Below are 13,730 nucleotides of genomic sequence, written 5' to 3'. Positions count from 1 at the left end.
GCTTTTGTAAGAAAAGAACACTAAAAGCACACTATAAGTACGCCTAGTTCTTGAATTTGATATTATTCCCCCTTGCAGTAGACAGTACTGTCTACTGCAAGGGGGTTTTTATAGATTGTTGCTTTCTTGACTACATTAATAGTTGATATATGCGTTTTAGGAGGCGTTCAAGTATGTAGAAAGATGTGTATAAAGAAAAGTCATCTTTATTTTTTCCTACTTTTTTTGCCTAATAGGCCGTTGCGATTGCACTAAAGAAGCCACCCAAAGCTTCTATCATTTTAACAAACACCTCTTATCTTCTTGTAAGATATAAAACATCTATTATAAAAAATTATCATAAGTCAATTATTAAAAAAGAGCCTATGGAAAAAAGAGCTTTTACAAAAACATATCGTTACAGGTAAAGTCCCGTTGTGTAAACGGCTGTAATGGTTTGGGCAATGTCTTCTACGGATGCCTTATGTTCATTGCGGACAATTTCCCAAAGATACATTTCGTTGGTGAAAAACCAGCCGCGGGCAACAAGTTCGGGATTTAACTGCGTTTTGGCTAGTCCTTTTTTTTGTGAATAGGCGATATCTTGTGAAATTCGCTGGATGAATTTTTCCCTGATTTCTTTCCATTTAGCGGACACAACCGGTGAAACTCCGATAGCCTGTTCAAACACTTGCATCATGCTTCGCTCTGCTTCTGCCATCTTTAAAAATGAATATGCCTGTTTTTTGATGATTTGTTGGGCTTCTTCTTTTGACGTTGGAAAGAAGGGCATTTCTGCAATTTGATAAAATTGTTCCATCACATCTTCCATTAGCACAATCAAAATTTCGTCTTTTCCTCCAAAATGTACGTAGGCTGTACCGTATCCCACATTTGCCTTTTTGATAATTTGAGTAATCGTTGCTTTTTGAAACCCTTCCTCAATGAATACTTCTTTTGCCGCTTGCAATAGTTTTTGGCGTGTCATGATGGAACGCATATGACGTTTATCGGCCACTTTGCTACTATCCACGACATTCCCTCCATTCGTTTCCTTTTTAATAGCATAAATGGAATCTGATGAAAACAAAAGGATGATTTATGATAATTTTAATACTTAACTTAACATTTAGAAAATTTTTTATTTTTAATTGACATCATGTCAACTTCATTGATACAATTTTCCCAAAAAACAATGTGAAGGAGGAATAGGATAGGATGCTTTCTTATTCTTTTGAACCCACACTAGAATTTGCCAGGAAGCTCGATCGGGAAGATAAACTATGGCATTTCCGCCATGAGTTTTACTTAAAGCCTGGCTCTATTTATATGGACGGTAACTCATTAGGGCTTCTTTCTAAGAGAGCTGAAAAAACGCTATTAGAATCTTTGGATGATTGGAAAGAATTAGGGATTGACGGGTGGACGCAAGGGAGACATCCATGGTTTTACCTGTCTGAGAGGCTTGGGGAAATGATGGCGCCATTAGTGGGAGCTTCTCCTGAAGAAGTCATTGTAACTGGTTCCACGACAGTGAACTTGCATCAACTTGTTGCGACCTTTTACAAACCTGAGGGAACACGTACAAAAATCTTGGCTGATGAGTTGACATTCCCTTCTGATATTTACGCACTGCAAAGCCAGCTCCGTATCCGCGGCTATGATCCAGATACGCATCTTATCCGTGTAAAAAGCCGCGATGGCCGCTTTTTAGAAGAGGATGACATTATCGCTGCCATGGCCGACGATATTGCGTTAATTATTTTACCAACGGTTCTTTATCGAAGCGGTCAAATATTGGATATGAAGCGTTTAACAGAGGAAGCGCACGCTCGTGGCATTTTCATTGGATTTGATGCATGTCATTCTATCGGTGCCATCCCTCATTCGTTCAGTGAGTGGGAGGTTGATTTTGCGTTTTGGTGCAACTACAAGTATTTAAATGGGGGGCCTGGATGTGTCGCGGGACTATATGTGAATCGCAAACATTTCGGGAAGCTTCCTGGCCTGGCCGGATGGTTCGGTTCCAGAAAAGATAAACAGTTTGACATGGAGCATACATTCACACCGGCTGAAACGGCAGGGGCTTATCAAATCGGAACGCCTCACGTGTTGAGCCTTGCGCCTTTAATCGGATCCTTAGAAATTTTTGCCGAAGCCGGAATTGAAAACATTCGCCAAAAGTCGCTGCAAATCACTCAATATTTAATGTACTTAATTGAACATGAGCTGAAAGATTTTGGTTTTACCATTGGCAATCCTAGAGACGATGCATGCCGAGGGGGGCATGTAAGCCTCGAACATGATGAAGCTGCTCGGATTTGTAAATCATTGAAAGAAAACGGAGTGATCCCGGATTTTCGTGCACCCAACATCATTCGTTTAGCACCGATCGCATTGTACACTTCTTATGAAGAAGTGTGGAAAGTCGTCCAAATCCTGAAAAAAATTATGAAGGAAAAACAATATGAAAAGTTTACGAATGAGCGCGAGGTAGTGGCATAAAGATGTCGCGTTTTACGAGAAGAAAGGGGGAGGAAACAATGGAAAACCAAAATCATCATTTCCATGATCTTTATGAGCGGGAGAGAGGATTAAATCGCGATTTGAAAACCAATCAGCTTACCATGATTGCGATGGGGTGTGCCATCGGCACCGGATTGTTCCTTGGAAGCGGGCTTGCTGTTGGAACTGCCGGGCCAAGCGTGTTGATTAGTTATATGATAGGCGCATTGATCGTATTGCTTTTAATGGGATGTTTAGCGGAAATGACGGTTGCCCATCCTACTTCAGGGTCTTTTGGGACGATTGCGGAAAAATATATCCATCCTTATGCAGGTTTTATTGTTCGCTATTCGTACTGGATAGCGAATGTACTTGCTGTGGGAGTAGAAGTAAGTGCAATTGCTGTCTATATGAAATACTGGTTTCCAAACGTTCCGGGAATCGTATGGATCCTGTTGTTTGGCGGTGTGCTGATATATGTCAACGCTACGAGTGTCAATACGTTTGCTACTTTTGAGTATTGGTTCTCCATGATAAAGGTTAGTGCGATTGTGCTTTTCATTCTCCTTGGTGCATATGTTCTATTTGGAGCGTCTGATCAGCCGGGAATAGGAAGCGAAAATCTTGTAAACGATGGCGGTTTTCTGCCGTTTGGCTGGTGGGGAATGTGGGTAGCCATCTTTATCTCTCTATTCAGCTTTTTAGGGACAGAATTGATAGCGGTTACAGCAGGTGAAGCGAAAGATCCGGATGTAGCGGTACCGAAAGCATTAAAAGCAACCGTATTCCGTTTGTCGACTTTCTATGTTTTGACAATGGCCATCATGTTAATGATCGTTCCTTGGAAATCGGCTGGGGTCGATAAAAGTCCATTTGTCAAAGTAATGGAAATCTTGAATATCCCTGGTGCTTCGGGAATTGTAAACTTTATTGTCTTAACGGCTGCATTATCAGCTATGAATAGCCAGTTATATGCATCAACGCGGATGATATATTCATTATCACGAGGAAAATATGCGCCTGCTTTCTTTGGAAGGGTAAGTAAAAAAGGGGTTCCGACAAACGCTCTTACGGTTTCTACACTTGGGATTGTCGTCGCTGCCGTCGTTTCGGCGCTGGTTCCTGGGACATCTTATGCGGTCATGATGGGGATTTCCATGTTCGGTGCCATTTTCACATGGCTGATGGTTTTCGTTTCTCATTTATTTTTCCGCCGCAAGTGGAAGCAAATGGGGGGACGCAAATTACCAGTAAGAATGATCGGTTTTCCTTATTTGACGATTTTAGGGGGCGTTCTATTGCTCAGCTTGATGATTACGACATGGTTTACGCAATTTAAAATCATGCTTCAATTTGGAATTCCGTGGTTAATTTTTCTTTCGGCTGCTTATTTTATTTGGAAAAAAACAAATGCAATGCATCATGCAACAAACGACGCCCTCCAACTTTCTGGAAGTGACGTCAACCTAGATAAATAGCGTCATAGCAAATTTAATAGAAGGCAGCTATGGATGGGAATGAAAAAAGGGGGATGCCAGGTATGGTGAACATTAATAATAATGAAACAAATTCCAAGTATGGATTAGAGGAAGAGATTCATACAGATTTCCGAAAAGAAATGTCGTATGCAAGTTACCTTCAACTCGACAAAATTTTATCCAGCCAACAACGATTGTCCGATCATCATGATGAAATGCTGTTTATTATTATTCATCAGGCAAGCGAACTTTGGATGAAGCTCATTTTGCACGAAGTGAACGCAGCGATTCAATGTATTCTCCGCAACGATTTGGAACCGTCTTTTAAAATGCTTTCACGTGTATCCAGAATTCAGCAGCAATTGATCCAATCTTGGAGCGTCCTTTCCACATTGACTCCTGCTGAATACATGGAATTTCGGGATAAATTGGGTCATGCATCCGGATTTCAGTCCTACCAAAACCGTTTGATCGAATTTGCGTTTGGAAATAAAAATGCTCATACATTATTAGTCTTCCAACATGATCCTGAGATTTATGAAAAGCTGAAAAGAGCGCTTCATGAGCCAAGCATCTATGACGCGGCGATTAAAGCGCTCGCAGCCCGAGGATTGCCAATTGACCAAGAAGTTCTTGACAGAGACTGGTCCCAAACCTATCAGCCAAATGCCAGTGTAGAGGAAGCATGGCTGACTGTTTACCGGAACGTGGATCAATATTGGGATTTATATGAGCTGGCCGAGAAGTTGGTGGACATCGGCAGCCAGCAACAGTTATGGCGTTATAACCATATGAGTACGGTTGAACGAATTATTGGCCATAAAAAAGGAACAGGCGGTTCATCAGGCGTCACTTATTTAAAAAGAGCGCTTGATCAACATTTCTTCCCTGAATTATGGACTTTAAGAACGAAGCTTTAATATGTATGCATGGCAGGAGGCTGGGGAAAAGGCCTCCTTTCCTGTTGAGTAAATGAATAAGGGGGAAAAAATGATGAACGCGTGGATTGATATATCTCAACGGCTGGATGAAAAAGTTGCTGTATGGCCAGGGGATACTCCTTTTTCCTACCGTGTAAATTGGAGCAAAGAGGAAAGCGGGTCTGTCAATGTAGGCCAAATCACGATGAGCACCCACACAGGTACACACATTGATGCCCCGTTTCATTTTGATAATGAAGGAAAGCGGGTGCTTGATTTGGATTTGGATATATACATTGGCCCAGCCCGTGTCATCCATCTGCCAAACAAAACGAAGATTGGAGTAGACGAATTGCAAAGTGTAAATTTAGAAGGAGCAACACGCCTATTAATTTATACAGGCGCATGGAAAAACCGTACGGTCTTTCCAGAAGCCATTCCCCATATCGAACCTGAATTAGCGCCATATCTTTCCGAACGCGGCATTCGGCTCATTGGCGTGGATCTGCCGTCCGTCGATCCTTTAGATAGCAAAGAGTTACCTGCCCATCATGAATTGACTCGTTATGGCATCCATATTTTAGAAGGTATTGTCCTTGATCATGTGGCCCCAGGCGACTATGAACTGATAGCTTTTCCGCTTCCGCTTGCAGAAGCGGATGGAAGCCCGGTAAGAGCGGTATTAAAAAAGAGGGGGTAACATCAAATATTAATTAATAGCGAACAGTGCCAGGTACTGTTCGCTAATTATGGTACTATGAACACTGTTGTCTATAAAAAACAAGAACTTCAATGGTTCTGAAAGTTGGAATCATTGTTGTGTTTATCACTCTATCACAACCATTTTACGGTATGTCCAACATATGGAGCCGGATTTGATATAAATCTTTCGTTACATATTTATTGTAGCAAGAGATTTATAGATTTATTTTTTTGTTATTTAAAAAGAGAATAAAATGAACAATAAAAAATAAATACTCAAAAAATGTTTGACATTTTATGTATTTGTTAGTAAATTATAATTGAAGATGGAAAAATATAAAAAAGAGAACAAAATGAACAATAAAGGATGTGGTTGTATACATAAATTTATTTGTGAAAAAGATTTGCGAACCGAGCGTTTAGATCCGTATTTTTATCAAATTGAATTGGAGTTGAAAAAGAAATTAGAAAATAAACAGACTGTTCCTTTACGGATGTTATGTAAAGAAATTACAGATGGAACAAGAAACGCGACAGAGTTTGTTGGTTATAGAACGACTGTTCCTTATATTCGCTTATCAAATATTGTGGATAATAAGTTAGTGCAAAAGGGGATGAAATATTTATTTGATTTAGATGGAATTGAGGAGAAAGCGATTGTTAGGAAAGGGGATATTTTAATTTCGAAAATTGTCTCGCTTCCTAAAATTACTCTTGTTGATGAGGCATATGATGGAGCTGTTATTAGTCCTGATATTATAAAAATTCGCCCCGTGGATCAACAAGCTCAAGCAATATTAATGAAGTTTTTTGCTTCAAATATCGGAATGCTTTCATTAAAAAAAATGGCGGTTCCATCTGTATTGCCGAAAATTTCGCTTAAACAGTTAGAGGATTTAGCGATTGTAATAGATGTGGATTCTGAAGAAGAAGGTCATAACCAACAAGCTATTTTAAAACAACAACTGCATAACTTATATGGATTTGAGTTAAATGAACTAAACGCGTCGCTACCGACAGAGTTTTGGGTCCAAAAACAACTGTCAACAAAGCGGTTGGATGTCGATTATTATCGTTACCATACTTCAAAAACGTTCGAACAATTGAAAAATAAGATCAAAACCGAACGATGGGTGCAGTTAAAAGATGTTTGTGAAATCGTAAGACAAACAGTTAGCCCGGCGGATTTTAACAATAAAAAAATTCGTTACATTGGCTTTAAAAATATTGATACAAATTCGTATCGGATTATTTCGGCAGAGACCATATCATTCGAAAAAGTGAGAAGTCGTGCCCGATATGTATTGAAAGAAAACGACATTTTACTAGGAGTCGTCGGACCATATATTGGAGAAGAGAACCAACCGTTGGCTTTTGTAACTAGAGAATACGAAGGAGCTTTAGCATCTAGTGCGTTTGTGGTTCTACGTAATTGTAAGTATTCGTCTGCATATTTGTTATGGTGTTTGTCTCATCCTTTGGTACGATTCCAGTTAAGGGCTAAGCGAAGAGGACAATTGCAAATGATGATAAGTATAGATGATCTTGAAAGAATTTACCTCCCGGCTGAATCACCAGAAAAGATCAATTTGATTGAAAATATGGTGAAAAAATTAGTTAATTAATCGGAGGGATACAAGAATGAGGTTACCATCGTTATACGGATTTTATAAATACTATTTTAATTATCCTTTGAAAGGGAAAAGGAATTATGCACTTGCGATAAGAGAGGCGGAAAGGCAAATTTATAATGCTTTTGACCTAAGAGATGAATCATACATTACAGATTATGAACATCAATTATATCCTAGACAACTCACAATTTCTTTTTTGAAAAAACTGTATCAATTAATGAATGAACGTTACGATCAACCTATTTTTGACCTAGATTATCATAGAAATAGTATTCATATTCCAAAAGAGTTACTTACTGGGCGCATACGGCTAGATATTGATTTTGGGTACTTTTACGATCGTAATGCGAAACAAATTATTCTACTTGAGTATGGTAAATTAAATGATGTTTCTTATTGGATTCCAGTTTTTAAAACGTTGGTAACCTCATTTGAGTTAACTACTATGCTCCCAACAAATATTGAAACGATTGCATTTTGGGATTTATCGAAAGGACTCACTTATGAAGAAAGTTATCATAATGGAATTACCGCACCTGTCGAGCAGGTTCTAAAAATTGCTAGAAAAATAGTGAATGAAAGAAGGAGGGGTTAAATGATTTTATATGAATATTTAAAAACCCCAAAAACGATTGACCAGCTTGTAACGATTGCACATGAAAATGAGTTATATTGGAATCGGGAACAAATGGAGTTGTTTGTGTGCTTAGATCCAAGTATCATTCAAAATGCAGAAGGGCTTTGGACAGTGAAGCAAGATGAACGTCGGCAAATGATATTGGCAGCGATTGAGCGGGCGTTACAAGGTCGCCCGATGACAAAAATTGATCCAGATGTTTTCGCCCAGCTCCCTGCTGATGTCATTGTACCGCAAAGCGAAATTATTGATGTTGCCATTAGCAGCGGTAAATATGAATCACCGCGCGAAAATTTGCTTCGTGTAAAACGAAAATAGGAGGAAATAACGAATGGAAACGACAATTCAACAAGTACAAGAACAATTAAAAATGAAAGGATATGGTCAATTCTCTGAGCTTACTACAAATGAAGAAGATGGAACAATGATTTTCACAGCGACAGGAGATGACAAAGTCGTTTACGTGAAAATCTTTGAAAAAGACGCTGATTTATCATATGCGGTGCAACAATCTGCACTAATTGAAGCACAATATCATGAATCGGCTCCTGACTTTATTTGGGCCACGAATGGAGATGTAAACTATTACGCCGATTGTATTGAATCTGCGCCAATTGCAGAAATTCCATCTGTTGTGGATGTAACAAAAAAAGAAAAGAAAAAATTAACAAAACAAGAACTTTGGTCGCTTGATATTTATTCTAGTCTGCAAAAACGATTTGATGATTTACATGAGCGTCTTTACGGTCCCGCTGGTGCCGATAATATTAGTTCTACGAACGAGGCAATCGATGAACTGAGTAAATTACTGTTTATGGAAATTTTCCGCCTTTATCACCCTGATTATGTATTAAAAGAAGGAGAAAATGCTGGTTTAAAATTATATGACATTTTAAAGTATGAGTACATAAAGCAACATGGCAAAAAAGCGGTAAAACAAATCAAAGATGCATTTAAAGAAATAAAAAATCATGAAGATTATGTAGCGATCAACGACAAAGGTGAAAAGTGCTACATCTTTCACGAAGAAGAGTTTATTAAGTTAGAAAATCCGGCAAACTATGTTGCCGCATTTGAAGCTTTTCAAGAGCTCGGTGAGTTCGAAGATGATAATGGAGCAATTAAAAAGGCGACGTTAAAAGATGTAACCGCTGATATTTTAGGACGCCTATACGATGTGTTACTACGCGGAAAATATGACAGTAAAGTCGGTCAAGCAACGTATTTAACACCGCGTCAGGTAACCGAAGCAATGGTAGATATGGTAATGCATGATTTAACATCGAATCCAAAAGAAGCAGCCAAATTGCTAGAAACAGATGAAAATGGAAATCCAACCTTCCGTGTACTTGACCCAACTTGCGGATCTGGAGGATTTTTAATTAAAGCCTATGAAGCAATAAAAAGATACTTTACGAGAGAATTTGCTGGGATTCAAAAAGAAAAAATAACAGAGCATTTAGAAAAAATGAAAGAGCATAGCTTTGTTGGTGCCGATAAAACACGGAGCATGATTTTAAAAGCACGTTTGAATATGGCGATGCACGGATTGCCAAAAGCTCCGATTTTCTGGGTAAGCGACTCGTTAATGACCGATTCATTGCAACCTGAATCATTTGATGTGATTATCACAAACCCGCCGTTTGGCTCCGGTTCTGTATCCAATAAAACAGAAGAAGGCAGAGCCATTTTAGAACGTTATACATCCGGCATTGACGAAGACGGAAAACCGATGAAAAAAGGTTTATGTCTTGGAGCAAAGCCAAATAATAAAGGTGTTTGGAAACAAGTCAATTCGACAGACCAAGCGGTATTATTCATTGACCGAAATTTAGAGTTATTAAAACCAGGTGGTTATTTGATTATGGTCCTTCCAGATGGAATTTTAAGTAACTCAAGCTATAAACATGTACGTGAATATTTAATGGGTAAGAAAAACGAAGTAACAGGCGAATTTGAAGGTGGCCGCGCGATTGTGAAAGCGGTTGTTTCATTACCGACAGTTACATTCCAATTATCTGGTACAGGTGCGAAAACGTCATTCCTCTATATTAAAAAGAAAGAACACGAAAACGAAAAACAAGGACCAGTGTTTATGGCAGTTGCAGAGGAAATTGGGTTTGATGTTAAGAATAAAGTTGAGATTCAGTTAGGAAATGATAGAAACGATCTTTTGAAGATAGTTGATGCTTATAAAAAAGGTATGTAAATGAACCATAGGGTTTTTTTAAGAGTAAAATAGAGAAGGTGGAAAAAATGAATAGCTATACTGCAAAATCCGGATGGGTCCACCCTACTTTAATTTAGATAGAATTGATAGTAGTTTTTATAAAAAAGAGGATATAGAAAATTTACGAAGATTATTTAATTCCGAACTACCTCTTAAAACTTTATTGGATATCTCAAATAAAATTACTGATGGTCCTCATGATGGATATACTTTTGTAGATAATGGTGTCTTATTTTTAAGATCACAAAATATAAAAAATGCTGGTTTCGATTTGTCGGATAAAAAATTTATTGAACCCGAGTTTCATAACAAATATAGAAAAAGTTGGTTGGAGCAAGGCGATTTATTAATAACTAGAATTGGTCAATATTTTGGTAATGCTGCTGTAGTATCTAAGGATTATGTGGGGTGTAATATAAATCACGCAATTGCTAAAGTACAATTAAAAAAAGAAGTAGACCCATATTATGTGTGTGCATATATTAACAGTCCTACTGGAAATAAACTTTATAGGAGATTAGGAAAAAGTTTTACATCTCCTAGGGTTAATTTAGCTGATTTTAGTGAATTCCTGGTTCCGTTACCTGCACGGAAAATCCAAACATATATCGGTAATAAAATCCGAAAAGCGGAAGAGTTACGGGAAGAAGCAAAGCGGTTGAAGGAAGAGGCTGAAGAAATTCTATTTAATGAATTACGTATAAAAGAACTAGAACATCTTTTAATGGAGCAAAACAAAAAATATAACTGGGTAGAAGAAACAGCACTTACCGAAAGAATAGATGCTTATTATTATAAAGCTAAGTATACAATATTGGATAAATTTATTTCCCAATTTGAGTATGTAATAACCAAAAAAATAGCAGATGTTGAGTATGGATATATGCCTCAAGAAGATTATACAGAAGTTGATTCGGGAATTCCTATTATTCGAATAACAAATATGCCTGGAAATTTATTAATTGATTCAAGTGACATAAAGCATATTCCCGTAAATGAGAAAATTAAAGATAGGCATTTTGTTAGGGAAAATGATATTTTGATGGTTCAATTAGGGGACACAACTGGAAAAGTTGCTTATGTTTCAAAGGAATTTGATGGTTATTTTATTCCCGTCATTCTGCTTAAAAATTTCATTAAAAGATACAAATAAAGTTCTTCCTGGCTATTTAGCATTGTTATATGAGAGTAAAATTATGCAACTACAAATTGAACAAACAATTTCTTATGCTTCAGTAAGACCAAATACTACAAAACCAGCTATCGAAAGTTTAAAAATACCTATTATTGAGATGAGCAAGCAAAAAGAGATTGCTGATAGAATTTTAAATTATATTAAACATATTTACGAATCAAAACATCTTATCATCGAAGCCAAACAGGACGTCGAAGACCTGATCGAAGGCAAGTTCGATGAGTCGAAAATTTCCGAAGGAGTGTAAGGGCACTCCTTCTTTTCTAGGAGGTGAATGCGTTGGAGTTGAAAAGGTTACATAGTCATTTAGAGAAGCTGTATCACTACGGTGAAACGGCTTATGTCGCTGAGCTTGAGCCGTTTGTTAGAAAAGGTCTTTTATATGTGCATGAGAAAAAAGCAGTGATCACGAACAATTGGATTGCGTTTGTGAAGCGGTTTCCGAATCAAACTGATTTCCTTCATACATTGTTTTGCTTTGATGAGTTGTATCAACAATACTTGTTGAAAACATCCTTGTTAACGGTATTAAAAATGCGTGAGGCAGAAGATACTGACGGAATTGTTGATTTCGTTCATAAAATGCCAAAGTTTGCAGGGGAAATCGTAAAAATATTAGATGAATTGAAACATGGTGAGCGGTACGAAACGGAAGCTTTAGAACATCATGTAAAGGAAGTCGAGCCTCTTTTTCGTGAACGCAATCATTTTATTTTTAACGGAGCGCCGTATTATCAGCGCATTATTTATTATTTAGCCCATATTCAACAGTATCAACAAGAAGCGGTTGAACAAGATGAACCGCTCGGTAAAAAAATTGATGAACAATGGGCAAAAGGGAGAAAAATAGCTGCTAACTTGCAGTTATCGCCGTTAAAGGATCAGCCTCTTGCGGTATTAGCGCCGCATGAGCCAAATATTTCATTAAAGAATCCGTTATTCAAACATATTTTCGCACATCCTTGGAACCTATTTATTTTCCTTTGTTGCGTTGTCCGCGAACAGACGGAGGCGCAAGGGATGACAACCATTCGGTTTCATGCGGTGAACGACGAAGTTGACGTTATTTTAATGTCGTCAAAAAATCAAGAATATCGATACGGAACGATCAACGATTTCGTTTTGGAGTTTTGTAAAGTGAACAACTATCAACTATTTCCAAACGAGATCGCTCGTTTAGAAACGATATTCCACTATTTACATGATCGCGGTTTTTTAACGATTGTCGATGAAGAATATCGCATTCCGAGCCATATTGAAGATGAGTTATACAATACAAGTTTGTTTATTCCGCTGATGGCAGGCAGCAAACAGCTCCGCCAACGGATCGAACAGTGGATTGATGAATTGAGGGACAGAGGATGAAACAAATAAAACTATCGATTGAACGATTTTGGATTGAGCCAGGAAATTTTGAAAGATGGTGTGAGTTGTTATCGCGCATTCCGGAGAAAACCGAAGCGCGTTCAATCAAGGAAATCGCAAAATTATACTTAGGAAAAGATGTGGAAGAAAAAGATAAAAAACTAGACCGTTCCAAAGAATTATTTGGACTACATGGTTATGAGTACGTGAAAAATTCACGTAATTTTGAAATTAAAGGTGTCCATTTTCTAACACGAACAGATGATGGATATTTGATTCGTACAGAGGAAGCGAATGAACTCGTAGCTGCGTACGAACAACAACAAGGATGGGAATTGTTGCTTGCAAAACAACTATTACGATATTCGCCAAGAACAAGAGTCATCATGCATTTATTGTTGAATGATGGTTTTTTTGAAACAAACGGTCAATCGATCGAACAGCTAAGCAAGTGGACATTGCGATTTGCTGATGTTGCGTATCATCCGTTTTCAAGGAATCCAGAGCTTAATGATATGAATTTTCTTCTTCATGCTTTTAAAAATGAAGCGTTAGGGAACGATTGGCGTAATATTCTTGCTGAAGAAGAAATTAAATTGGATGAAGATTGGATGTTTGTTGGCTCAAGCGGCAAAGAGCCGGCAAAAACAAATATTTCTTCGTTTATGCGTGCGCCGATGCAATTATTTGCCTATTTAGACTGGTTTATTGAAGCAGATGTAGGAATCATCATTTTAAATAAAGAAAAGGTGTTGGAACATATCGGTTCACATTCTTTATTTTCATTGACGAACGTTCAGAGTATATCAGAAATCGAATGGTTAAAGAAAAAAGTGAACGAAGAGAAGGATGATCGCGGTTTTGTTGCAATTGAACCGTTGCTTCGTAAGCTGATGGAGCGTTTTTATCCAACGTGGGAACAAGGGCTTGCGCGCTTTGTCGATTATTATATGACAAAAGGTATTCGTGAAGGTTTGTTTTATATTGCTGATTATGAATCAGGCCAGCCAAGACATGGAAGAGGTTATTTAGGTAAACGAGAATACCAATTATTAAAACTTGAATTCCAGCGATAAAGGGGTTGA

At 37.9% G+C, this 13,730-nt stretch carries 13 protein-coding genes; 12 read left to right on the top strand and 1 reads right to left on the bottom strand.

The annotated features are described in order from the left end of the window. Positions 1-397: 397 nt before the first annotated feature. Positions 398-1,012 carry a TetR/AcrR family transcriptional regulator gene (locus NXM86_RS10965; protein WP_089097405.1) on the bottom strand — a complete coding sequence of 205 codons (615 nt, stop codon included), beginning with the start codon at positions 1,010-1,012 and terminating at the stop codon, positions 398-400. Between the two features lie 185 nt (positions 1,013-1,197). On the opposite strand from NXM86_RS10965, the gene kynU reads away from it, so the two are divergent. The 12 genes from kynU to NXM86_RS10905 all read left to right on the top strand — a co-directional run bounded on the left by kynU (position 1,198) and on the right by NXM86_RS10905 (position 13,721). Continuing rightward, complete coding sequence (gene kynU / locus NXM86_RS10960) at positions 1,198-2,484, top strand: kynureninase (RefSeq protein ID WP_089097406.1); 1,287 nt, start codon at positions 1,198-1,200, stop codon at positions 2,482-2,484. 38 nt (positions 2,485-2,522) lie between these two features. Next, a complete protein-coding gene (locus tag NXM86_RS10955; RefSeq protein WP_089097407.1) occupies positions 2,523-3,962 on the top strand; it encodes an amino acid permease in 1,440 nt (479 codons plus the stop codon). 62 nt (positions 3,963-4,024) lie between these two features. Beyond that, positions 4,025-4,882, top strand: a complete 858-nt coding sequence (gene kynA, locus NXM86_RS10950; protein ID WP_089097408.1) for a tryptophan 2,3-dioxygenase — start codon at positions 4,025-4,027, stop codon at positions 4,880-4,882. A 73-nt stretch (positions 4,883-4,955) separates the two neighbouring features. Beyond that, a complete protein-coding gene (gene kynB / locus NXM86_RS10945; protein WP_089097409.1) occupies positions 4,956-5,582 on the top strand; it encodes an arylformamidase in 627 nt (208 codons plus the stop codon). 355 nt (positions 5,583-5,937) lie between these two features. Further along, positions 5,938-7,209: a restriction endonuclease subunit S domain-containing protein gene (locus tag NXM86_RS10940; RefSeq protein WP_089097410.1), complete on the top strand. Its 1,272-nt coding sequence runs from the start codon at positions 5,938-5,940 to the stop codon at positions 7,207-7,209. A gap of 16 nt (positions 7,210-7,225) precedes the next feature. Beyond that, the gene (locus tag NXM86_RS10935; RefSeq protein WP_089097411.1) at positions 7,226-7,813 is read left to right on the top strand and encodes a hypothetical protein; all 588 of its coding nucleotides are present in this window, start codon (positions 7,226-7,228) and stop codon (positions 7,811-7,813) included. After that, a complete protein-coding gene (locus tag NXM86_RS10930; protein ID WP_089097412.1) occupies positions 7,814-8,173 on the top strand; it encodes a hypothetical protein in 360 nt (119 codons plus the stop codon). A gap of 13 nt (positions 8,174-8,186) precedes the next feature. Beyond that, positions 8,187-10,064: an HsdM family class I SAM-dependent methyltransferase gene (locus tag NXM86_RS10925; protein WP_089097413.1), complete on the top strand. Its 1,878-nt coding sequence runs from the start codon at positions 8,187-8,189 to the stop codon at positions 10,062-10,064. A gap of 73 nt (positions 10,065-10,137) precedes the next feature. Further along, on the top strand, positions 10,138-11,238 hold the full coding sequence (locus NXM86_RS10920) for a restriction endonuclease subunit S (protein WP_498958015.1): 1,101 nt from the start codon (positions 10,138-10,140) through the stop codon (positions 11,236-11,238). Next, the gene (locus tag NXM86_RS10915) at positions 11,165-11,527 is read left to right on the top strand and encodes a restriction endonuclease subunit S (RefSeq protein ID WP_498958014.1); all 363 of its coding nucleotides are present in this window, start codon (positions 11,165-11,167) and stop codon (positions 11,525-11,527) included. Before NXM86_RS10920 ends, NXM86_RS10915 begins: the two co-directional genes overlap by 74 nt. A 32-nt stretch (positions 11,528-11,559) precedes the next feature. After that, the gene (locus NXM86_RS10910) at positions 11,560-12,645 is read left to right on the top strand and encodes a hypothetical protein (RefSeq protein WP_089097415.1); all 1,086 of its coding nucleotides are present in this window, start codon (positions 11,560-11,562) and stop codon (positions 12,643-12,645) included. Continuing rightward, complete coding sequence (locus NXM86_RS10905) at positions 12,642-13,721, top strand: hypothetical protein (RefSeq protein ID WP_089097416.1); 1,080 nt, start codon at positions 12,642-12,644, stop codon at positions 13,719-13,721. The genes NXM86_RS10910 and NXM86_RS10905 overlap by 4 nt, the downstream gene beginning before the upstream one ends. The last annotated feature ends 9 nt before the right edge of the window (positions 13,722-13,730 follow it).

The sequence above is a fragment of the Geobacillus sp. CX412 genome (assembly GCF_027942335.1).
GTDB lineage: Bacteria > Bacillota > Bacilli > Bacillales > Anoxybacillaceae > Parageobacillus_B > Parageobacillus_B toebii.
This window is presented reverse-complemented; position numbering and strand designations above follow the sequence as displayed.

Bases quoted from the DNA above. Each gene is read 5' to 3' on its own strand.
- kynU (WP_089097406.1), top strand. From the start codon at position 1,198: ATGCTTTCTTATTCTTTTGAACCCACACTAGAATTTGCCAGGAAGCTC.
- NXM86_RS10955 (WP_089097407.1), top strand. From the start codon at position 2,523: ATGGAAAACCAAAATCATCATTTCCATGATCTTTATGAGCGGGAGAGA.
- kynA (WP_089097408.1), top strand. From the start codon at position 4,025: ATGGTGAACATTAATAATAATGAAACAAATTCCAAGTATGGATTAGAG.
- kynB (WP_089097409.1), top strand. From the start codon at position 4,956: ATGAACGCGTGGATTGATATATCTCAACGGCTGGATGAAAAAGTTGCT.
- NXM86_RS10940 (WP_089097410.1), top strand. From the start codon at position 5,938: ATGAACAATAAAGGATGTGGTTGTATACATAAATTTATTTGTGAAAAA.
- NXM86_RS10935 (WP_089097411.1), top strand. From the start codon at position 7,226: ATGAGGTTACCATCGTTATACGGATTTTATAAATACTATTTTAATTAT.
- NXM86_RS10930 (WP_089097412.1), top strand. From the start codon at position 7,814: ATGATTTTATATGAATATTTAAAAACCCCAAAAACGATTGACCAGCTT.
- NXM86_RS10925 (WP_089097413.1), top strand. From the start codon at position 8,187: ATGGAAACGACAATTCAACAAGTACAAGAACAATTAAAAATGAAAGGA.
- NXM86_RS10920 (WP_498958015.1), top strand. From the start codon at position 10,138: ATGGGTCCACCCTACTTTAATTTAGATAGAATTGATAGTAGTTTTTAT.
- NXM86_RS10915 (WP_498958014.1), top strand. From the start codon at position 11,165: ATGTTTCAAAGGAATTTGATGGTTATTTTATTCCCGTCATTCTGCTTA.
- NXM86_RS10905 (WP_089097416.1), top strand. From the start codon at position 12,642: ATGAAACAAATAAAACTATCGATTGAACGATTTTGGATTGAGCCAGGA.